We start from the raw sequence: 19,479 nt of genomic DNA, 5'->3' as shown, positions 1-19,479 counted from the left end.
ATGGACCGTCCAACACCCTGTACTCAAAACACACCACTCTCCTGAAATCGGCTCGTCGAACCACAACAGGAAAGCGGGTAGAGAACGATATCGGTGGACAGGATCACCAGCCCACCGGCCTCGCAGTCGGTGGTCGTGAGGTCGGTCGAGGGGGCGGGGGTCGACATCGGGTGTGCTCCTTCATCGAGGTGTGAGGTGTCGTGCTGGGCGGGCGGCCGTTGCCTGTCGCAGGGGGTGGTGAGGGTGACGGTCAGTGCAGGTGTGCCGGGAACCCTGTAGCGGATCACCGCGGCTTGACCTGGGTTGCGATCGGGTGCGGCCGGGGGATCGGGGGTGCGCCGTGGGCGCGCCGCCGCGGCTGGCGCCGATCACCGGTGAGTAGGCCGGTGACGAGGTGGTCGTAGGCGCGGCTGGTCTGCACGAATGTGGGGGCGTGGGGGCATTCGCCGACCTCGTGCGGCCAGCGGTCGAGCAGCACGCTCAGCACGGTGATCACAGCGATCAGCTCGCCGAATGTGTGTTCCTTTTCGTCGTCTTCGAGGACGTTCGCCGTCTCGGGCCGGTTGCCCAACGCCCAGGTGAGTTCGTCATCGATGTGATGCGCGATCCGCCCGGCTACTTCGTCGACATCGCGGGGCTGGTCGGATTCGAGCCACTCGCAGATCGCGGTCGCGTCCATCTCGGCGAGGTAGTCCTGCCACAACGCGTGGAACGCCATGACGGCGTGTTCGAGCGCGGTGGCCGGGGTGTCGCGGGCCTCCCAAAGCATCAGCAGGCGTTCCATGTTCGGCAGCGAGGGTCGGTCTCGTGCCGGAGTGGTTCCGGACATAGAGGTAGTGCTCCTTTCATCAGGGGGTTCACAGATCGGCCCGTCTGGGCGGGCCGCAACGAATCGCCGCGCAGTCCGGGGAAGCGGACAGCGACCGGAGGCGGTCAGGGTTCGGTCGAGGTCACCGGTAACCGGCGCACACCGGCGATCAACTCCTCGGCCAGGTCCTCATAGCCGTGGGCCAATTCATCGACGTTGGCGGCGGCATCAGCGAACACCTCGTCCGACCCGCCCGCGATCACCGTGTAGGTGTAGGAGGTCAACTGCGCGATCCGGTCGATGACCTGGCCCATCGTCTGGGTATGCACCCGCGCCGAGGACATCGGCCGTGGAATGCTGATCGAGACCCAGGTATCAACGGACTCCATCAACCGCACCCGATGCGCATCGATCACCGCCAAACCGGAATGCGGTGTCCGCTCCCGCGTCTGGTGCAATACGGCGAGTTCGGCCGCAGCACTGAGCACGGGGTGGTCGACCGCCTGGGGGAATCCCCGGCACGCCGCCAGCAGCGCGTCCTTACCGGGCAACGCCGCGCTCATCACGCGCCGTCCCCGAGGGCGGGCAGCCGCAACGACCGCTGCGACAGGCTCGTGTTCAGGTCGGTGTAGCCATCGACCAACTCAGCCAGCCGATACCACGCCGCGTGCACCTGCGGGTCCGCGACGTTGTCCACAGTCATCAACAGGCGATAGGCGTACACCTGTGTACGGGCCAGCCGGTCGATCACCGCGCCCACGGTCTCGGTGTGCAACCGCGCGTCCGGATGCGGCACTGGTAGATGCTCAGCGACCCACGTGTCGATCGCCAGCACCAATTCGCCTCTGCCGCAACAGCACCGAGGGGCACGCGCGGATGAGCCGCGCTGGTACAGCCGCCCGAGTCCGGCCGCGATACGGGTCACCCGATGCGCGGCGACATGGTGCCCGCGGATCGCGGAGCACAGGTACTCGGCCGAGGGCAGTATCAGCCGCCCCACCTCATCGGGAGTAACACCCATAGCTACGCCCCCGCCGTCTGCGTGCGCAGGTCTTCGAGATGGTCTCGGACCGTGGCGATCACGGTCGTGCGGTACGGCAACGACTCGGCGTCGACCGGTGGCGTAATCCAGTACCAGCCGACGCGGTTGTCCGACATCGGCAGCCAGATCCGCTGCCCCGCGACCAACACCCGCACACCGTGGGCCTCCAGAGCTGAAAGCGTCGGCTCTGCGAAGCCGCGACCCCACGACGGACCCACGACGAACACCCACTCACGGCCGGGGCGGGCATAGGACAGGATCGGCGCCGACCGACAGCGAGAGTCAGCCAGCAGACGGTCCCGGATACCAGGCCCCGACTCCGGCGGGATCACCACCGCACCCAGCTTCGGTGACGCCACCAGCGAGACCCGGTCCAAGGCGCACGACACCGTCAGGAACCCCAGCCGTCGGTAAACCTCGGCGATATCCCGCGTACCGTGGCACCGCGCGAACATCACCGCACCGCCGCTTCCGTGCGCTCGGACTCGGCCAGCGCCGCCAGATACCCCTCCATGTCGGCCAGCTCCAGCACCGCCGCCGTGTGACCGCGTTCCGCCCCGGCCGCGAACGCCTGAATAGCCGCCGCGAACGTGGTGGCCTGCTCGGCGTTCACAGCGCTTGCCCCAACCGCACGCGGACTTGCGCGGCGTCCCCGAGGGACCACAGCCGTTCACCGGCGCTGTCCATCGTGGCCAGCCCGACCAGCTCCAGGACCGTCAAACCCAGCAGCGCCGCGTAGCCCCGCAGCGCCTCTAACTCCTCTGCGACCCGTATTGCGGCGCGCATTTGCTCCTGAGTGAGCGTTCGACCAGGCAGGAAGCTCACCACCCACCGTTCGTCACCTACGCTGCGAACGTAATGGGCGGTCTTTTCATTCGTTGTCAACAACTTGGCACTGGTCTTCGGCATAGTTTCACCCAGATCGAATAGGAGTCAGACGGGCCAGCCCTCCAGTCGAGATCTGCGCGCACCTGCTTCTGAGTGAGTCGGGCAAGCGCTAGTCCCGTAGACCACTGGTTCGTTGCTTCGGCGGTCGATCTCAGCGGCGGTCCGAGTCGACTGCTCCGACCCGACACTGTGACGAGGTCGGTGAACTGGTTCGTCTCCTACAACACCTTCTGGTGCAGACGGGAAGTACCGGCCATAGCACCGCCGAAGCGCAGCCAGGGCCTTGCGGGTCTGGTATTGGCGCGATGTGGGTGGCAGTGTCACCGGTAGTGCTGATCCGGACACATTCCGAGGATGTGGGGGCCTGTGGGCATGAGTAGCAATCGACGTTATCCACCGAACAAGCGATTGACGTGGCAGCGACTCCAAAAAGGCTGGAGTCGTGAGGAATTGGTGCGTCAGATCTCTTTAAGCATGAGGGCGCATGGTGAGACCGACACCGGACTCACTGCGGACACTGCCCGACGTTGGGAGTCCGGTGAACGATGGCCCGAACCACGCTTCCGCAAGCACCTCGTTCTCGTGCTCGGTTTTCCTGCTGCGGACCTCGGACTGCTCACACCCGATGAACTGGCGATGCGGCCGGACGAACCTGACCGGTCAGAACCTGAGATGATCAACGAACTGAGGAGGTTGATGATGGCCAACGAGGACGCTGGCTTCGGTCGAAAGCAATTCCTGCTTGCCATGGTCGCGGCCGGAATGTCGCCGGTTGCCGCGTCGGCGACTGTCGGTGAAGTCGAAGCGGCCTGGCAGGTACCGGGCAAGGCGCGCGACCCGCAGGCAGTAGCTGCCTACCGCACAATCACGACCACCCAGCGGGCAATGTACTGGACGAGCGAACCGTCCGTCCTGCTGGACGCCGTCCTCGGTCACCTCCGACTCGGTTCCCAACTGCTCAGCGCTTCCCCGGAGTCACTGCACGGGGGCGGAGAACTAGCAGGCGCAGTCGCCGAAACCGCTTTGCTATCGGCGCGATTGGCCTTCTTCGACCTCGGCCACACCGCACTGGCAGAACGCTGCTTCAGCTACGCCGAATCAGCCGTCACGCAATGCGGGGACCACGCTCTCGCGGCGATGATCACCGCCCACCGCGCGTTCCTTCCTGGATTCGCGGGCAACGCCGTCGCGGCGGAGCAGCTGCTCGACGTCGCTCATGCTCACTCTCGATACGACAGCGGCCCGCTACTGCGCGCCTGGCTACACAGCGTCACAGCCGAGATCCACGCCCGAACCGGACAACCCGCCTCAGCGCGAGACCGAATCCGGCAGGCCGAAGACGCCCTCGGGACCAGCGGTGTCGACTCCGAACGGCTGGACTTCTTCGATGAAGCACGCCTCGCCGGTTTCGCGGGCAACACCGCCCTTCTCGCCGGACAGAATGATTCTGCGGCGCAATGGCTCGAGAAAGCCCTCCAGGGGCTCGATCTCAAAGCCCACAAGCAGCGCAGCGTGCTGATGTTCGACCTGGCGGCGGCCTACGCTGCTTCCGACGCTGACCACGCTGGAGCCATCGCGCAACTCGCTTGCGCGGAATTGGAGGGCAACTTCTACCGAACCGCGTACGAACGCATACCGGCCGTTCAGCGGGCTCTCAATGGAACACGCGCTGGCGCGGACCTCGCCCAGCGGTCGATGGAACTCGGGCCGCCGACCAACAACTCCTGATCAGCTCCGCTCCTGGTTATACCGACGAACGAGGTCAGGCAGTTCCTTCAGGCTATCTAGGCGGAACAGGCTCTCGCGCTCGATATCGACGCCGAGGATCTTGTGCGCGGTCTCATCGCGGAGAATGTGCCCCCACGGGCCTCGGCGGATCACCGCGGCCTGGATGCCCAACTCGATTGCCGGGCGGAGGTCGTTGTCTACTCGATCTCCCACGTACAGAATCCGGCTAGCAGGAACGCTTGCTTCATCGATGAGGCGCTCGAAAAACGCCGAGGACGGCTTGCTGGCACCCCAACTGTCGGAGGTGCCCAGGACATCGTGCGGCAAGTCCAGATCGCGGAGGATACCTTCGGCCCGAGTGGTCTGATTGCCCGCGATTCCGACCTTCAGCCCCTGTTCACGAAGCGCCGACAAGCACGGGCGAACATCGGGGTACAGGTCATCCTCGCTGAACCACTCGGGTTGTCCTGCCTGAGCGCGGCGCTCGCGTTCGATGGTGAGGTCGAAGCCTGGGCGGAAGATCTGGAAGGTATCTCGATAGTCCCCGCCCTGAGCGATGACAGAGCCGAACGCTGCCGAGAAGGTATGTCGAGGAACGCCCAACCAGTCTGCCCACGTGCCGTATTCCCTGGTCTCGTCTACCAGCACCTCACCGACATCGAAAAACACCGCGTCAATCGTCATGCGAGCCAGACTATGCGCTGACCTCGTGTGACTCAGTGTCGGCACGGTATGGCTGTCGTGTGGCTGCTACCTTCCCCTGCGCCTCTTTGGTGAAGTCGAATATGGGTCTTGTCCGCTCCAGCAAGCGGCTTCCCGGTCCGATGCGGTGCATAGCGCAGTCGTGTAGGCGTTGCACACCATCTCGTTGGCGGACAGGACAGCACTGCTTCGGATCAAGCCGGAGCGGTGTTGCTTCGCTTGGAGGACGCTGAGATGCGCAATTCTCGAGGCCCGGCCAGTTCCATCCTCATTAGGGAGTTCACGATGGGCCGTAGTTTCTTACCTGCTCTCCGCGTCGACAACCGGGTGGAGGTCCACGAAGCAATCGCGCAAATGCTTGTCGCACAGCGAGAAACGCTTCCGCCGCCACATCTCGAGGGCGGTCTCTTGCGGCGCGATGTCGTGCAAGCCTATTCAAATCTCGACATCCCAGGCGTCGGCGAACTGCGCAGAGCTGCAACGCAATTCCTGACCGATGTCGACAGTAATGGATTCCTGGTGATCAGGGCGCGTGCCCTGCTGGATGTGACCGAGGATGAGGACACTGCCACCGATCTGCTCACCGTACTGCTGACACACATCGGCACACCGCTTCGTGTTTTCGACAAGTGGCCGCTGTGGAAACCCATCACCTCGCGCCTCGACGTCGATCCGATGCGGGCGTTCGGCGTCGGATACAACCCGATGCACCTGGACCTGGTCAATGCCACCGAACCACCCGACATCAGCGGTCTGTTCTGCATCCAGCCCGACCCCTTCGGCGAGGGCTACAGCCTGGTCTCCAACGTCCGGCACGCCCTGGCCGATCTGGACGACGCGGACCGAAAACACCTCGCAAAACCGGTGTTCCGCGACGGAGTCTTCTTCGACGTCTCCGGGATCGGCGCCGAATACGACCCGTTCCCCATCGTCGACGGCCTGCCTCCCAGTGAAGGGTATATCCGGTTCACCGCGAAGATGCTCGGCGAACGCGACCCCGACGATCCCGCCACCCTCGCCGCCCTACGGTTGGGCCACCGACTGACCGCGCGCCAGCAACGATTCCGCCTCGAGCGCGGCGACCTGCTCCTGATCAACCAACACCTGGCCTGCCACGGTCGCGAACCGTTGGGGCCGGGCCAGGAAACCATCCCCGAATCCCAGCGTCGAGTTCTGCGCCAGATCTTCATCCGCAACCAGCAGCAGACCACCGTGAGCAGGTGACCCGAACCATGAACGCGGTCCCGATCCCCCTGACCACCACATCACCCCGCGAACTACCGACGATGCCGTTGCGGGTATGGCTGGTCGACCTGACCTACACCCAGCAAGGCGTGTCCTCCGAGACGATCCCTCAAGCCGTCGCGGGGCTCGCCACCTACGCCACGACCCTGATGCAATTCCAACACCCCGTTCGGATCTTCAAATACCCCGAGCGCCTCGCCGCCGCACTGGCCGCCGAGGGCGCGCCCGAGGTCATCGGCTTCTCCAACTACGTGTGGAACTCCAACCTCGCACGCGCTTTCGCCGCCCGCATCAAGCAGAGCTTCCCCGACACCGTCACCGTTTTCGGTGGTCCGCACTATCCCACCGTCCCCGCTGAACAAGAACAGTTCTTGCGCGACCAGCTCGGGGGGGCCGTCGACTTCTACGTCGACCGCGAAGGCGAGCAAGCCTTCGCCGATCTCCTGCTCACCCTGGCCGAACACGGCCGCGCCCACACCCACGGCCGAGTAGCCGGTGTCCACTCCGTCGAACCCCACGGCCGGGCTCACCTGCCCGCGCCCGGCCCCCGCCTGGCCGCCCTGCACGCCGTTCCCTCGCCCTACCTTGCCGGAATGCTCGATGAGTTCATCGACGGACAACTGATTCCCACGATCCAAACCAACCGCGGCTGCCCGTTCTCGTGCACCTTCTGCGTCGAAGGAACCCGCTACCACCAAAAAGTCGCGAAAAAACCGGCCGACCGCGTTACCTCCGAACTGCGCTACATCGCCGAACGTGTGGTGCCATTGCTCGCTGATGGGCGCGGACGCAACGAACTGCTGATCACCGACAGCAACTTCGGCATGTATCCCGAGGATCGACAGGTCTGCGAAGCCATCGCCTCCTGCCAAGCCGAATTCGGCTGGCCCCGCTACATCAGCGTCACCACCGGAAAGAACCGACGCGAACGTGTCCTCGACGCGGTCAGCCTGGTCAACGGCGCAATGCCGCTGTCCGGTGCGGTGCAATCACTGGACCCCGAGGTCTTGGCCAACGTCAAACGCGCCAACATTGACACCCAAGCACTCATCGACGTGGCCCTCGCCGCTGCCGCACGAGACACCGGCGCCTACAGCGAAGTAATCCTCGGTCTGCCTGGCGACAGCAAGAACGCGCACTTCGCGTCACTACGGGGACTGCTCGACGGCGGCTTCGAGCGCCTCAACATGTTCCAACTCACACTCTTGCCCGGCTCGGACCTGTGGAGCCGGACATCGCGCGCCCAGCACCGGATGACCACCCGATTCCGCGTCATGCCACGCTGCGCCGGTCGCTACGACGTGCTCGGCGGCATCGTTAGCGCAGCCGAGATCGATGAGGTCTGCGTGGCGCTGCCGACGATGTCCTTCACCGACTACCGGCACTGCCGTCTGATGAACCTGCTCGTCGGCGTCTTCTACAACGGAGGCGCCTTCTCCGCATTGGTCCAGGGCCTGCGCGCCTGTGGAGTCCCGGTATTCGACTGGCTCACCGCCATCTATGATCACGTCCTGTCCGATATCGACCGGCCCGACGCCAATGTGTTCACTACTCTGAGCGCGGCGTTCCTCGCCGACACCGACCGCCAACTCTGGACCGACCGCAGCGAGCTTGAGCACCACGCCCTGACACATCTCGACCGCTACCTGTCCGGCGCTGAAGGGGTCAACCTGCTCTATACCTACCGCGCGCAAGCCTTCAGTGAAACCTTCGAGCAAGCCTGTCAACTCGCGCGCACCGCCTGGACCACGGTGACCGCGACCATCGGGGAGCCTCTGGCGGCGGAATTCGCTACGGAGGCAACCGAATACCACCGGCTCCGGATGGTAGATGTCTTCACCGCACGCGCCGCTGCCGCTCACACACAGCCCGCACGCTTCGACCTCGAGTCCCTGATAACCGCCCCGGTACCCGACCGACTGGGCACGTACCTGCTGCCCGTCCGCGACACCCGCCGCTTCACGCTCAGCGACGACCAGATCCGCACTGTCGAGGGCTACTTGTCGAAATTCGGTGCCGACCCGCGCGGGGCCGGACGTATGTTGACCAAACTGCGAATGACCGATTTGCTGCGAAGGCCCCGCCTCACCGGTTCCGGGCTCGAAACCGGCATAGTGGGCGAGAACTCATCGACATCAGCTCATTCCGACACCTGATCCAGGAGCGCCGTGGACCCCACCCCTCCCGACCGTCCCTCGATACTTCGCCGACTGGCCGCACACGGCCCGGTCACCGTGATCGTCGCCGGGGGCGGCACGGGCGGGCACACCTATCCCGCCGTATCCGCTGTCCGCGCGCTACGCGCCCTCGCCCGCGAAGCCGACACTGATATCGAGACCCTGTGGGTCGGCACCCCCGATTCGCTGGAACAACGCGTCGCCAACGAACACGGGATCGAATTCGCGCCGGTGCGCGCGGGTAAGCTGCGTCGCGACCGCAACCCGCTCAAGATGCTCAACACAGCGAACCTGCGCGACGCGTTCCGGGTGCCGCTGTCGGTGCTCACCGCCCGCACACTGGTCACTGCACGACGCCCTGATGCCGTCCTCACGACCGGGGGATACGTCTCGGCACCGATCGGCTTGGCCGCGCGGCTGCGTCGCCGCCGGGTGCCGCTGGTCATCCACGAGCAGACCACCGGCCTCGGCGCGGCCAACGCGCTGCTGGCTCGTGTGTCGGACCGGATCGCGTTGAGTTCCCAAGCATCGGTCGATGTCGTGCCCGCTAACCTGCGGCCCCGCACCGTGGTCACAGGAAATCCCGTCCGTCCAGAACTCGCCTACGGCGACTCGCAAGCAGCGATCAAAGCCCTCGAATGGTCCGGCTACGACCCGAGTCTCCCCACCGTCTACGTCACCGGCGGCGCACAAGGCGCGCGCCAGATCAATGACCTCATCGCCGCCCTACTACCCGACCTGCTGCACCTGGCAAACGTCATCCACCAGTGCGGCCGCAACTCCTACGCCGAAGTCAGCCGCCACGCGGCCACACTGCCCGAATCAGTTGCAGCCCGCTACCAGATTCGCGAATTCATCGGCACCGAGCTTCCCGACGTCCTCGCCCTCGCCGACGTCGTCGTATCACGCTCCGGTGCTGGGACTCTCGCGGAATTGACTACGCTCGGCAAGCCTTCGGTGCTAATCCCCTACCCCCACTCTGTCGGTGGCGAACAACTCCGCAACGCCACCTACCTCGCCGAGCACGACGCTGCCCGCTCGATCGGCATCACGCCGACCGCTGAGGACTTGCGCGACCACCTGTTCCCGCTGCTGGCCTCATCCACTGAACGAGAGACCATGTCGGGCAACGCCCGAGCGATGGGACATCCCGAAGCCGCCGAACACCTCGCGCTGACCATCCTCGACCTCGCGCTACCGTGACCAGACCTCCCACGGTGGTCTCACAGACGGGGCTCTTGCGCAGTCGGATTGTGGACAGCTAGCGTCGGTTTCGCGCCAGTAGTGTGCCTTCACCCCCCACCGCCATACCGGCGCATGACAGAACCCCCGAGCGTCCTACCCCCTCCAGGACGCCGGGGGTTCCGTCGTTTCCTAATCCTTTTCTCTACTCCTGTTTCGGAGGTTCGTCATGAGTTACGGTGCCGCCCTGCCTATCTGGCTCGAAGTCTTGACCTTCGTGGTCGAGCTGGTCAACTCGATCATCGGAGGCGCGCCTCTGTGACCTTGCCTGGCAGCCGCATTCGCACTGGCAGGGCACCCGCTCGCGGTGTATCCAGCTCTGTGTCTTGTAGGTGCCGGTGCACTCGTCGTGCCGGTCCAGCAGGCACAACATGCTGATATCGGCCGGGTGCTGCTCGGCGACGACATCGATGGCGATACCGCCGATATCGACACCTTTATCGAGGAAGTACGACATCTGCCAACCATCCCGCAGGACCTGCTTGATACCGAGCAGGCTGTAGGTGGCCCAGACCGGCTCCGCCCCTCGTTCGAGGTAGGCATCCAGGTAGGCGTCCTCGGGGAACTCCAACGGGGTCTCGCTGACACCGAGTCCGCCAACGCCCGAGAACTGCTCTGTGCGTATCAGTTCCACCAGACCCAGTCCCGGCCACATCGGCAGGACCGCCGGGTTCGGCGGATACCAGCGCATCTCGGTGATCGCGGTGATCAACGCAGGTCGGAACTGGTCGGGTTCGCTGTAGCGGCGCGACAGTGTCGTCCAGTACCGCCACCCGCCCGGGATCCGGTCGCGTCGCCAGGTGCCCTCGGGCAACGGTTCGTCGGCGGCGCTCATGCCCTGCTCCAAACCGACACCACGTGCGCGGCCTCCGACGCTCCGGGGCGGGTGTCGAACCAGTGGACGTCACCGCCAGCCGGGTCGATGAAATACGCCCACCCGATCAGCGGATGCTGGCGTGCATCGGTGAGGGTGTAGCCGTTCATGGCTGGTCCGATCGTGTAGCTGAACCCGTAGCCCTCCACCACCCTGCCTTTGTGGAAGGGCAGACCGAGGTTGGTTTCGGCGTCGCCCTCATCGAGTTCGGGCCACAGATACGTCCACCCGTAGTGACGGCTGGTCAGGGTGTTCAAGGTGGTCTCGATACCGTCGCGGGCCATGATCAGCCCGAGGCGTTCGAGCATCTGGTCCGGTGTTCCGTCGACGTGGACATACACCCCGGTGGCCGATACGCCGCCGAGTCTGCCCACGATGCAGGGATCACTCATCGTGTTGTCTCCCGTAGAAATGGTGTGAACAAAGGGAGCCGCGTCCCGGCCTGGGGCTAAGCAGGCCGGGACGCGGCGAGGGGAACCCGCCCCGGAGGGCGGGTCATGAAGCGGTGGTGGTGCCCGGCCCTGGCTAAGGAGGTCGGGTTCCACCACCGCTGTCGGTCACTGGGCGCTGGTGGTACGCACCCAGTCCGCGGGGCTGGCGGCAACGAGACGGGCCAGTTCGCCCGCGGACTCGGGATGCAATGCGCCACCCTGAATTCGCTGCCAGCCGGTCGTCTTGGTTCCGGCCAGCCAGCCTTCGGGGCGGCGTTCCCAGATCGCGGTCACGTCGTGTTTGTTGATCGCGGTGTGCCCGTTGCGGTCGACCGGCGTGCCCATGACGATCACGCGCGGGTACTCGCCCACGACGAGCTGGTGGATCTGGATGTCCCACCCGGCCACGACCAGCGCCGCCAGCAATGCCCCGAATCCGAGGTCGTCGCTGGCGATCAGGTCGCGGGCGATGTAGTCCGAGTCATCGCGCTCGCAGGAGACGACCTGCCCGCAGTTCGCGCACGACAGCTCGAAACTCACACCACACGCCGGGCCTTCGTTCTTGTCGTTCAATGCGTTGTTTCCTTCCTGGTTCTCCCGCGACCGGACGGCCGCAGGAAGTTCTGAGGGGCCGAAACCACGGTCCGGCCACCTCGCTCGAGGTGGCCGGACCGTGGATGATCAGGAACCCAATGCTTGGCGGTTTCCGCCTAGGCGGGTGTGTCCGACATCGGCGGCGTTGCCGCTGCGGGCACCTGCCGCGAAGCCCTCACCGCCGTGGCGGTGTGCGACGCCTTTGGACCTGTTGGGGAACCTGGCGTCGAACGCGGCGTCGACCCGGCTGACCAGATCACGCACCGCCACAGCGGCAGCGCCACCGGCGTCGTTGATCGCATCGGTCGCCGCCTTGAGAAGGCGTTGGTAGACCGTGGTCGAGAAGCCGTTCATGAACGAGCTGCGTTCCCGCACCACCGCCGAGTGATCGAACGGATCATCGGGGACGTACTTGCTCGTCGCCGACAGCATCTGCGGTAACAGCAGGCTGTAGAGGAAGCGGGCTTTCTCGATCTGGGCCCGGACCCCGACACAGCGCACGACACCGTCACCGCAGTCGATGTCCTTGTTGTAGAACGGGCGCATCACCGCACTGAGCAACGTCATCCGTTGTTCCCGGTAACGCAGCGGAAGATCGAAACGCACCACGACGATCTGATCGTCGCGGACCGAGGCAGCGGTGTGCTGCCCGGAAGCGCGGACTTTCATCTCGTCGAGGTTGTGCTTGGTGAGCAGTTCATAGGCTTTCGCCCGGAACGTCTCGGCCTCTTTCTCGTTGTCGGTGCCTTCCGCCTTGGCGAAAAGCCCCCGAATCCGCCGCAACATCTTCTCGGTGGATTGCGAATCCTGCTCGGATTCCATCTGTTTCCCTCTCGGTCGAGGTGGTTGAATGAAGCGAGGCCCGTCCCGAACCAGCTAAGGACTGGCTCGGTCCGGGCCTCTCACTGAGTCGGCCGCCGCCGCGTGCTACGCGACTGCGCCCTCCTCGAGCACTTCTTCCTCCACCCCTGCGGCGGCGCTGTCCTCCTCGAGCGAGGAGCCCTCGTCGCCGGGATCGGGTTCCACCGATTCCGGTTCTCCCGCCACCTGTTCCGGCTCCGATTCCGGCGCGGTCGCCGGATCGGGGGCGGGTTCGGTGGGTGCGGGGCTGCTGCCCTGGGGCAGGCCCCTGGATTCCGGGTCGACCGTGGGCTTGGGGGCCTCCGAATCGTCGGGGGCCTCGGGCTTGGGGTCGGGTTTCGGCGCGGCCGTGGCTTTCGCCGCGGTCTTGCCGCCGCCGCTGCTGCGGGTGGTCTTGCCCTTGCTCTTGGGCTCGGGCTCGGCCGTCTCGTCGATGGGCGCGAGCGCCCATTCGGCGATGTTGCGGCCGACGTATTCCACCAGCTGCTCGGCGGTCCGGTTCTGGAATCCCTGGCCGTCGGAGCGGCTGTAGCCGCACAGTTCGGCCATCTGCACCCATCCGATATCGGTGCGGTGATGCCACGTCGCGGTGATGATCTTGCGGTTGGTCAGCGTGTCGCCATTCGCGTCGACGGGGGTACCGACGAGCGTGACGGCGGGTCGGCCGTCGACGACCTTCTGAATGGTCTGCGAGCGCCAACCACACAAGAACAGAGCACCGGAAAGGTTCGCGAATCCCGAATCGTCATAGAGCAGAGGCGATCCCAGGAACGGATCGTTCTCCTCCGGAGCGACGCGGGAACCACACGAGGTGCAGAAAGGCTTCTGCGCCTTGGCTTCCGGTTCCGGCTTCGGCTCGGCCTTGGGCCTGGCCTTCGGTTCGGCCTTCTTCGGCTCGGCCGCAGGCTTGGCTTTCGACGGCGTCGCCTTGCGCGGTCCGGTGCTGCCGTTGCGGGTGGTGGTGCGAGTGGACATGAATTCTCCCAGTGAACGACTGCCGCCCAACAGATTTGGGAGGCAGGAACGGACAGACAGAATGGTTCTGTCTTGGCATGGTTCACACTGTGGAGTTCTCAAACGACATGCGGGGGCCACGCGAGCGGGTAAAACTCGGTGCGACTTCCCCCGTGAAATTGGCATAGCTCCGCTGTCACCGGAATTGCCGAAATTCACCCAGAAGACGATATGAATGTCGCCGTACCAATAGGCGGAATTGTTGGGGCGACCCTGCCGTTAGTCGAAGGCAGGTACCCAGTGGTGAATTGAAGCCTGTAAAGCACTTCCAGGACCCACATTGCCAGAGTAGGAAATGGTGTGCAAGGGGGAAACTCATAATCCCTGGAAAATGGCCCTGAATTGGGTCTGTGAGCCCCCAAATGACCCTAGGGTGGGTTGGCCTACCCCTGGCACCATTCAGGGGCTGAGAATGGCTCAGAGGCCCTGATTTGGGGGGTGGGTAAATGGTGTGAGCCTGCCACCTAGCCTGATCAGGTGTGCCCTGTTCCAAGGCAAGAGAGAAATTCACACAGCGAGGATTTCACTATGAAAACTGACAGGAAGAAATCCAAGTTCTGCCTATTACCCAGGCCGGCGCATCCGGGAGGGCGCCGGTGATCCGACTACCCGGATATCCGACCTCGGTGCAACTGCTGGACGGGATCGCCGAGACCGGGAAACCGGTGATCCTGAACTTCAGCCGCGGCAAGGACTCCATCGCGGTCTGGCTCGAGCTGGCAGACCGCGGTATCGAGGTGATCCCGATCCACAAGTCGATCGTGCCGGGCCTGAAGTTCGTACGAGAGGACCTGGACCGCTACGAGCAGCACTTCCAGCGGCGGATCATCGATCTCCCGGCGGATGCGTTCTGGCGGATGCTGTCCAACCTGGTGTTTCAGCCGCCGGAGCGGTGCGCGATCATCGAGGCCGCCGACCTGTGGGTGCCCACCCGCGAGGAATGGGACGAACTGATGCGCGAGGCGTTCGCCGCCCCCGACACCTGGATTCTCGACGGCGTGCGCGCGGCCGATTCGGCGACGCGGATGCTGGCGATCAAACGGTGGGGGCCGGTCAAACCCCGCACCCGCCGCCAATCGCCGTTGTGGGATTGGGAGACGAAGGAGGTGTGGGCGCGGATAAAACAGGCCAAGATCGAGGTCGGCCCCGACTATCCGCTGTTCAAACGATCGTTGGACGGTATCCGCTACGACTACCTCGGCAAGATCCGAACCCATTTCCCCGACGACTATCAAACGATCCTGTCGTGGTTCCCGTTGGCCGATCTCGAAATATTCCGCACGGAGGTGATGAATGCCGCTCCCTGATGACGTCCTCGCCATGCTGAAAGCGGGCAAGTCCAAAGTGAAAGCGTCCCGCCAGGACATCGCCGAAGCCTTACGCCGACAACCACACCCCGACCCCCTCGCCGAGGTTCGCGGTAATTCCACCGGCGACCTCGAAGCAGATGTGAAAGCCGAACTCAACGCACTCGGTAAAGGCTTGTCGGGAGCGAGTAAGGAATGGGCCGCGAAATTCGCGGCCATGAACGACTCCGAATATTGGGTCGCGATCTGTTTCCGTTCGCGTGCGCAGAAGGACGAATTCCTGCGCAAGCTCGAATTGGTCGAACTCGGAGACAAATACCTCGACGGCGAGAAGGTCGCCGAGATCCTCGGCATCGACCTCGAGGAACGGTAACCCTCACCACCGATCCGTGAGCCCCGGCAGATGTTTCTGCCGGGGTTCATTCATGTCCGCACCCGACACCCCGGAAAGGAGGAGACATGAACCGATTCGCTTCCGCGGGCCGCCGCCTGGGCACCGTCGTGCGCGCTGCCGGACAGCGCGTGCGCAGCCGCATCGCCGCATCCATCGGCGGAGGCTCGACCTCGGGCTCCTGACCCGCCACCCCGCGCCGGGTGCCAGCGCCGCCACCCGCACCAGCGGCACTGGCACCCGGCCGCCTCCCCTGTGAATCGAGGTGAACTGTCATGACCGCGCCCGACTATCCGGTCATCCCACTACGGCGAACCCCGCCGGTGTCGCTGTCGGCGTGGAAAGCCGAACCGCCCGAATGGCTCACCAGCGACGCACGGCTGATGTGGGAGCGCCTGGCCCCCCACACCGAACTCACCCCCGCCAATCTCTTCGAGTTCGCCGCCTACTGCGAGGCGCTCGCCGAGTTCCAGGAGGCCACGGTGATCCTCGCCGAAACCGGGCTCCTCGTGATCGACGCCGCCTCGGGCGCCCCCGTCCCGAACCCGATCTCGGCGGTACGCGACCGCGCGGACCGCAAGATCGCGGCCTGGGCCGCGCGGTTCCGCACCTGAAAGACATGAGCGACACCGAGGACAGCGCCGCCCCCGACACCGCAGCGGCGCGGCGCGGGTCGGGACGACGGCCGGGCAAACTCACCGACGACGACCGCGACCGAATCGTGGAGCTGCACGCCGAGGGCAAGGGCCGCAACGAGATCGCCGCACTGCTCGGTGTCGACCCGTCGACCATCACCTATTGGGCGCGCCGCCTCGGGTTGCGGTTCGACCAAGCCCAGACCGCCGAGGCCAGCGCCGCCCGTTTGGAGCAGCTGAAGCGGCGACGCCTGGACTTCGCCGAAATGCTCGAAGCCCAGATCCCGGCCCTGCACGAGCGGTTGTGGAGCCCGGTCACCACCTACGAACGCGGCCTCGACACCCTCATCCCGGTCACGCTGCCATTGCCACCGCTGCGGGATGTCCGCGACGGCTACACCGCGCTCTCCCTAGCTCTGCGGAGTCTGTCGGAGCTGATCGCCAACCAGAGCAACGAGACCGTCGCCTCCGACCGGAGCATGTTGGGCGACCTGTTCGGCAAGCTCAAAGCCGCGGTCGAACAAGACCAGGCCGAGCAGGACGCCAACCAGCTCGACACCGACCCCACCGTGGCGCCGGACGACACCGACGACGACGGCTCGGCCTCGTGAGCGTCCTGGACGAACTCCCGATCTCGCGCAAACAGGCGGTCTCGATCGTGGAAGCGGTCGTGCGCTGCAACATCTGGGAAGGCGCGATCCGCTCCGGCAAGACCATCGCCTCCATCCTGTGCTGGCTGATCTTCCTCGCCGACCCACCCTCGGGCGGGCAGTTCGTCATGGTCGGGCGGACACGAGAGTCGCTGGCACGCAATGTCATCGAACCTATGCGCGACCCCGCCCTGTTCGGACATCTCGCCGGGCGGGTCTCTTACACTCTCGGCGCGCCGACCGCGACCGTGCTCGGGCGGCGGGTCTACATGCTCGGCGCATCCGACGCCAAAGCCGAGATGTCCTTGCGCGGGCTGACCGTGGCCGGAGCGTACGTGGACGAGATCACCGTCATCCGACCCGACTTCTTCCGCCAGCTCCTGGGCCGGATGAGCCTGGACGACGCCCGTTTGTTCGGCTCCACCAACCCCGACAACCCCGTGCACTGGCTCAAACGCGAATTCCTCGACCGCATCGACAAGACCGACACCGAGGGGGAACCGCTGCTGCCGGAATGGCGGACATGGCATTTCGAGCTCGACGACAACCCCGCGCTGTCGGAAAAACGGAAACTCCAGTACAAGCGCGAGTACTCGGGCCTGTGGTACCGGCGCTTCATTCTCGGGCACTGGGTGGCGGCGGACGGCAGTGTGTTCGACTCGTGGGATGACGACCATGTGATCGACTGGGCCGCAATCCCGTTGATGAGTCAGTTGATCGCGGTCGGTATCGACTACGGCACCACCAACCCCACCCACGCGGTCCTGCTGGGTATCGGCGTCGACGGCGTTCTCTACGCGGTGGACGAATACCGCTACGAGCCCTCCACGATGAGCCAGCGCAAGACCGACGCCGAACTGTCCAAGGAGATCCGGGCCTGGCTCGCCCAAGGCCACCTGCCCGATCTTCGGCAGGCGCGGATGCGTCCGGAGTTCGTGATCGCCGACCCCTCGGCGGCATCGCTGCGGGTGCAACTCGACACCGACGGCCTCGACACCGAGGTCGCCGACAACGACGTCCTCTACGGGCTGCGGGTCATGGCGATGCTATTCGCCCGCGGCCTGCTCAAGGTCTCCTCGCGGTGTCCGGCCCTGCTGCTCGAGCTGCCCGCCTACTCCTGGTCCACCACGGCCACCGAAGAGGGAGAGGACGCACCCATCAAGGTCAACGACCACGGCATCGACGCCCTGCGCTACGCACTGATCACCACCGAACGGATCTGGCGGCCAATCATCGGATTCGACGAGGTCCCCGATGCTGCCTGACTCCGACATCACCTGGCCCCCGCCACCGTTCGACCAGGCCCAGAAGGCCATGCGGGTCTGGGACGCCTGGTACGCGGGCGACACCGACCGCCTCGCCGAGCACTACCAGCGCTATCCCGCATTCCGGCCGTCCCAGTTCGCCGGGGGACTGGTGGGGCGGATCGCGCGATTCTTCTGGGGGCGGCCGAATCCGCAGGCGACCAAACGCCTGCACGTCCCCCTCGCGGCGGATCTGGCGCGCGGGTCGTCGGCGCTGTTGTTCTCCCAGGCTCCGCGGTTCGTGATCGGTGAGACCGACGCACGCGGGGACCGCAAGACCGCACAGACTCGTCTCGAACTGTTGCTCGGTGGCGCGGACACCGCCTCCACCCTCCTGGAGGCCGGGGAACTCGCCTCGGTGCTGGGCGGGGTATATCTGCGCGGGTGGTGGGACCAGGCGATCAGCGACCGGGTGAATCTGGGCATCATGTCCGCCGACGCGGCGGTGCCGGTGTGGCGGTACGACCGGCTGGCGGCGGTGACGTTCTGGCAGGCCGTGGCCGAGGACACCAGCAGCGGAGTCGTGTGGCGGCACCTCGAGTACCACGCGCCCGGCCGTATCCACCACGGCCTGTATCGGGGTAGTCGGGATCGGCTCGGGCAGCGCCGAAATCTCCTGGAACATCCCGCCACCGCGTGGGCCGCACCCGTGGTCGATAGCAATGCGGCGATAGCGACCGGTGTAAACACGCTCACCGCCCGCTACGTCCCGAACGTGCGCCCGAACCGAACGTGGCGGCACACACCAAGACTCGCACAGCTGGGCCGCTCCGACCTCGAGGGCCAGGAACCGCTGCTGGATGCCCTGGATGAGACGTGGTCGGCGTGGCTGCGTGACATCGACCTCGGCCGGGCGCGGCTGTTCGTGGACAAGGCCGTCACCCAGGCCCGTGGGCCTGGTTCGGGTGCGGTGTTCGATTCCGAACAAGCCATCTATACCACCCTGCCCGGTGCCGGGCTGGGCAGCTTGAAGGATGGTCAGCCGCCGATCATCCCGCAGCAGTTCACGATTCGCTGGGAGGAGCATCAGCAGACCGCGGCCGAGATCACTGAACTCGTCCTGCGCAGCGCGGGCCTGTCCTCGTCGGCGTTCGGCGACGACCGCAGCGCGGGTCTGGTCACCGCGACCGGGGTCAACTCGAGAGACAAGCTGTCGGAGACCACCCGTGACCAGAAGATCAATTACTGGAAGGCCGAACTCGCCCCGTTCGCGCGCACTCTCGCCGCGCTGGACGCGATCCACTTCCGCAGCCGGATCGAACTGAAAGCCGACCCGGAAGTCCGGTGGCCGGTGCGCGCGCAGCTCCCGCCGTTGGACAACGCGACCCGGCTGGCCACGCTCAAGACCGCAGACCTGATCTCGGTCGAACAGGCCGTGCGCGAACGGCAGCCCAACTGGTCCGGCGACGACGTCAACGACGAAGTCGCCCGCATCACCAAACAGGTCGCCGAACGCGACCGCGCCGCCCAGCAGGCGACCCCGCCGCGCCCGAACCTCCCGGCCTGAACCACCACCACGCGGTCACGCTTCTTGCTGCCGCACAACATGTTTCGTCCACCCGTCCTCACGGTAAAGGAAGGCTGCC

General features: G+C 65.4%; 22 protein-coding genes. 10 read left to right on the top strand and 12 right to left on the bottom strand.

The genetic code is table 11. The features are described from left to right. Positions 1–283 precede the first annotated feature (283 nt). From ABZS43_RS34440 to ABZS43_RS34415, 6 genes are all read right to left on the bottom strand, one after another. Entirely contained in the window at positions 284–829 is a 546-nt protein-coding gene (locus ABZS43_RS34440; RefSeq protein WP_355040193.1) for a hypothetical protein, read from the bottom strand. Between the two features lie 104 nt (positions 830–933). Further along, positions 934–1,371 (bottom strand): DUF4254 domain-containing protein, encoded by a 438-nt coding sequence (locus ABZS43_RS34435; RefSeq protein WP_355040192.1) that lies wholly within the window; start codon positions 1,369–1,371, stop codon positions 934–936. Then, positions 1,371–1,829 carry a DUF4254 domain-containing protein gene (locus ABZS43_RS34430; RefSeq protein WP_355040191.1) on the bottom strand — a complete coding sequence of 153 codons (459 nt, stop codon included), beginning with the start codon at positions 1,827–1,829 and terminating at the stop codon, positions 1,371–1,373. The genes ABZS43_RS34435 and ABZS43_RS34430 overlap by 1 nt, the downstream gene beginning before the upstream one ends. Before the next feature lie 2 nt (positions 1,830–1,831). Further along, positions 1,832–2,308: a hypothetical protein gene (locus ABZS43_RS34425; protein WP_355040190.1), complete on the bottom strand. Its 477-nt coding sequence runs from the start codon at positions 2,306–2,308 to the stop codon at positions 1,832–1,834. Beyond that, on the bottom strand, positions 2,305–2,463 hold the full coding sequence (locus tag ABZS43_RS34420; RefSeq protein ID WP_355040189.1) for a hypothetical protein: 159 nt from the start codon (positions 2,461–2,463) through the stop codon (positions 2,305–2,307). The genes ABZS43_RS34425 and ABZS43_RS34420 overlap by 4 nt, the downstream gene beginning before the upstream one ends. Further along, positions 2,460–2,636: a hypothetical protein gene (locus ABZS43_RS34415; RefSeq protein ID WP_355040188.1), complete on the bottom strand. Its 177-nt coding sequence runs from the start codon at positions 2,634–2,636 to the stop codon at positions 2,460–2,462. The genes ABZS43_RS34420 and ABZS43_RS34415 overlap by 4 nt, the downstream gene beginning before the upstream one ends. A gap of 474 nt (positions 2,637–3,110) precedes the next feature. Here ABZS43_RS34415 and ABZS43_RS34410 point away from each other — a divergent pair, with 474 nt between their 5' ends. Next, a complete protein-coding gene (locus ABZS43_RS34410) occupies positions 3,111–4,466 on the top strand; it encodes a hypothetical protein (RefSeq protein WP_355040187.1) in 1,356 nt (451 codons plus the stop codon). Here ABZS43_RS34410 and ABZS43_RS34405 read toward each other — a convergent pair whose 3' ends face one another. Beyond that, entirely contained in the window at positions 4,467–5,150 is a 684-nt protein-coding gene (locus tag ABZS43_RS34405) for an HAD family hydrolase (protein WP_355040186.1), read from the bottom strand. Between the two features lie 252 nt (positions 5,151–5,402). Here ABZS43_RS34405 and ABZS43_RS34400 point away from each other — a divergent pair, with 252 nt between their 5' ends. From ABZS43_RS34400 to ABZS43_RS34390, 3 genes are read left to right on the top strand one after another with little or no spacing between them, the layout of a single operon-like run. After that, positions 5,403–6,392: a TauD/TfdA family dioxygenase gene (locus tag ABZS43_RS34400; RefSeq protein WP_355040185.1), complete on the top strand. Its 990-nt coding sequence runs from the start codon at positions 5,403–5,405 to the stop codon at positions 6,390–6,392. An 8-nt stretch (positions 6,393–6,400) separates the two neighbouring features. Then, a complete protein-coding gene (locus tag ABZS43_RS34395) occupies positions 6,401–8,569 on the top strand; it encodes a cobalamin-dependent protein (protein ID WP_355040184.1) in 2,169 nt (722 codons plus the stop codon). Positions 8,570–8,581: 12 nt separating this feature from the next. After that, positions 8,582–9,793 carry a UDP-N-acetylglucosamine--N-acetylmuramyl-(pentapeptide) pyrophosphoryl-undecaprenol N-acetylglucosamine transferase gene (locus ABZS43_RS34390; protein WP_355040183.1) on the top strand — a complete coding sequence of 404 codons (1,212 nt, stop codon included), beginning with the start codon at positions 8,582–8,584 and terminating at the stop codon, positions 9,791–9,793. 184 nt (positions 9,794–9,977) lie between these two features. Here ABZS43_RS34390 and ABZS43_RS34385 read toward each other — a convergent pair whose 3' ends face one another. From ABZS43_RS34385 to ABZS43_RS34365, 5 genes are all read right to left on the bottom strand, one after another. Beyond that, positions 9,978–10,667, bottom strand: coding sequence for a hypothetical protein (locus tag ABZS43_RS34385; RefSeq protein WP_355040182.1), 690 nt, complete (start codon positions 10,665–10,667; stop codon positions 9,978–9,980). After that, a complete protein-coding gene (locus ABZS43_RS34380) occupies positions 10,664–11,098 on the bottom strand; it encodes a hypothetical protein (protein ID WP_355040181.1) in 435 nt (144 codons plus the stop codon). The genes ABZS43_RS34385 and ABZS43_RS34380 overlap by 4 nt, the downstream gene beginning before the upstream one ends. A gap of 165 nt (positions 11,099–11,263) precedes the next feature. Beyond that, positions 11,264–11,710, bottom strand: a complete 447-nt coding sequence (locus ABZS43_RS34375; RefSeq protein WP_355040180.1) for a hypothetical protein — start codon at positions 11,708–11,710, stop codon at positions 11,264–11,266. Positions 11,711–11,818: 108 nt separating this feature from the next. Continuing rightward, a complete protein-coding gene (locus ABZS43_RS34370; protein WP_355040179.1) occupies positions 11,819–12,553 on the bottom strand; it encodes a DUF2786 domain-containing protein in 735 nt (244 codons plus the stop codon). Positions 12,554–12,658: 105 nt separating this feature from the next. Then, entirely contained in the window at positions 12,659–13,567 is a 909-nt protein-coding gene (locus tag ABZS43_RS34365; RefSeq protein WP_355040178.1) for a hypothetical protein, read from the bottom strand. A gap of 635 nt (positions 13,568–14,202) precedes the next feature. Here ABZS43_RS34365 and ABZS43_RS34360 point away from each other — a divergent pair. The 6 genes from ABZS43_RS34360 (at position 14,203) to ABZS43_RS34335 (ending at position 19,400) form a co-directional block, all read left to right on the top strand. Further along, positions 14,203–14,913 carry a hypothetical protein gene (locus ABZS43_RS34360; protein ID WP_355040177.1) on the top strand — a complete coding sequence of 237 codons (711 nt, stop codon included), beginning with the start codon at positions 14,203–14,205 and terminating at the stop codon, positions 14,911–14,913. After that, entirely contained in the window at positions 14,900–15,286 is a 387-nt protein-coding gene (locus ABZS43_RS34355) for a hypothetical protein (RefSeq protein ID WP_355040176.1), read from the top strand. The genes ABZS43_RS34360 and ABZS43_RS34355 overlap by 14 nt, the downstream gene beginning before the upstream one ends. 293 nt (positions 15,287–15,579) lie before the next feature. Beyond that, positions 15,580–15,918: a P27 family phage terminase small subunit gene (locus ABZS43_RS34350; RefSeq protein ID WP_355040175.1), complete on the top strand. Its 339-nt coding sequence runs from the start codon at positions 15,580–15,582 to the stop codon at positions 15,916–15,918. 5 nt (positions 15,919–15,923) lie between these two features. Continuing rightward, positions 15,924–16,550 (top strand): helix-turn-helix domain-containing protein, encoded by a 627-nt coding sequence (locus ABZS43_RS34345; RefSeq protein ID WP_355040174.1) that lies wholly within the window; start codon positions 15,924–15,926, stop codon positions 16,548–16,550. Next, a complete protein-coding gene (locus tag ABZS43_RS34340; protein ID WP_355040173.1) occupies positions 16,547–17,854 on the top strand; it encodes a PBSX family phage terminase large subunit in 1,308 nt (435 codons plus the stop codon). Before ABZS43_RS34345 ends, ABZS43_RS34340 begins: the two co-directional genes overlap by 4 nt. Beyond that, positions 17,844–19,400, top strand: a complete 1,557-nt coding sequence (locus tag ABZS43_RS34335; RefSeq protein WP_355040172.1) for a hypothetical protein — start codon at positions 17,844–17,846, stop codon at positions 19,398–19,400. Before ABZS43_RS34340 ends, ABZS43_RS34335 begins: the two co-directional genes overlap by 11 nt. Positions 19,401–19,479: the final 79 nt, after the last annotated feature.

The organism is Nocardia sp. NPDC005366 (assembly GCF_040606855.1).
GTDB lineage: Bacteria > Actinomycetota > Actinomycetes > Mycobacteriales > Mycobacteriaceae > Nocardia.
Note: the sequence above shows the minus strand (reverse complement) of the source record. Positions and strands in the feature narration are given on the sequence as shown.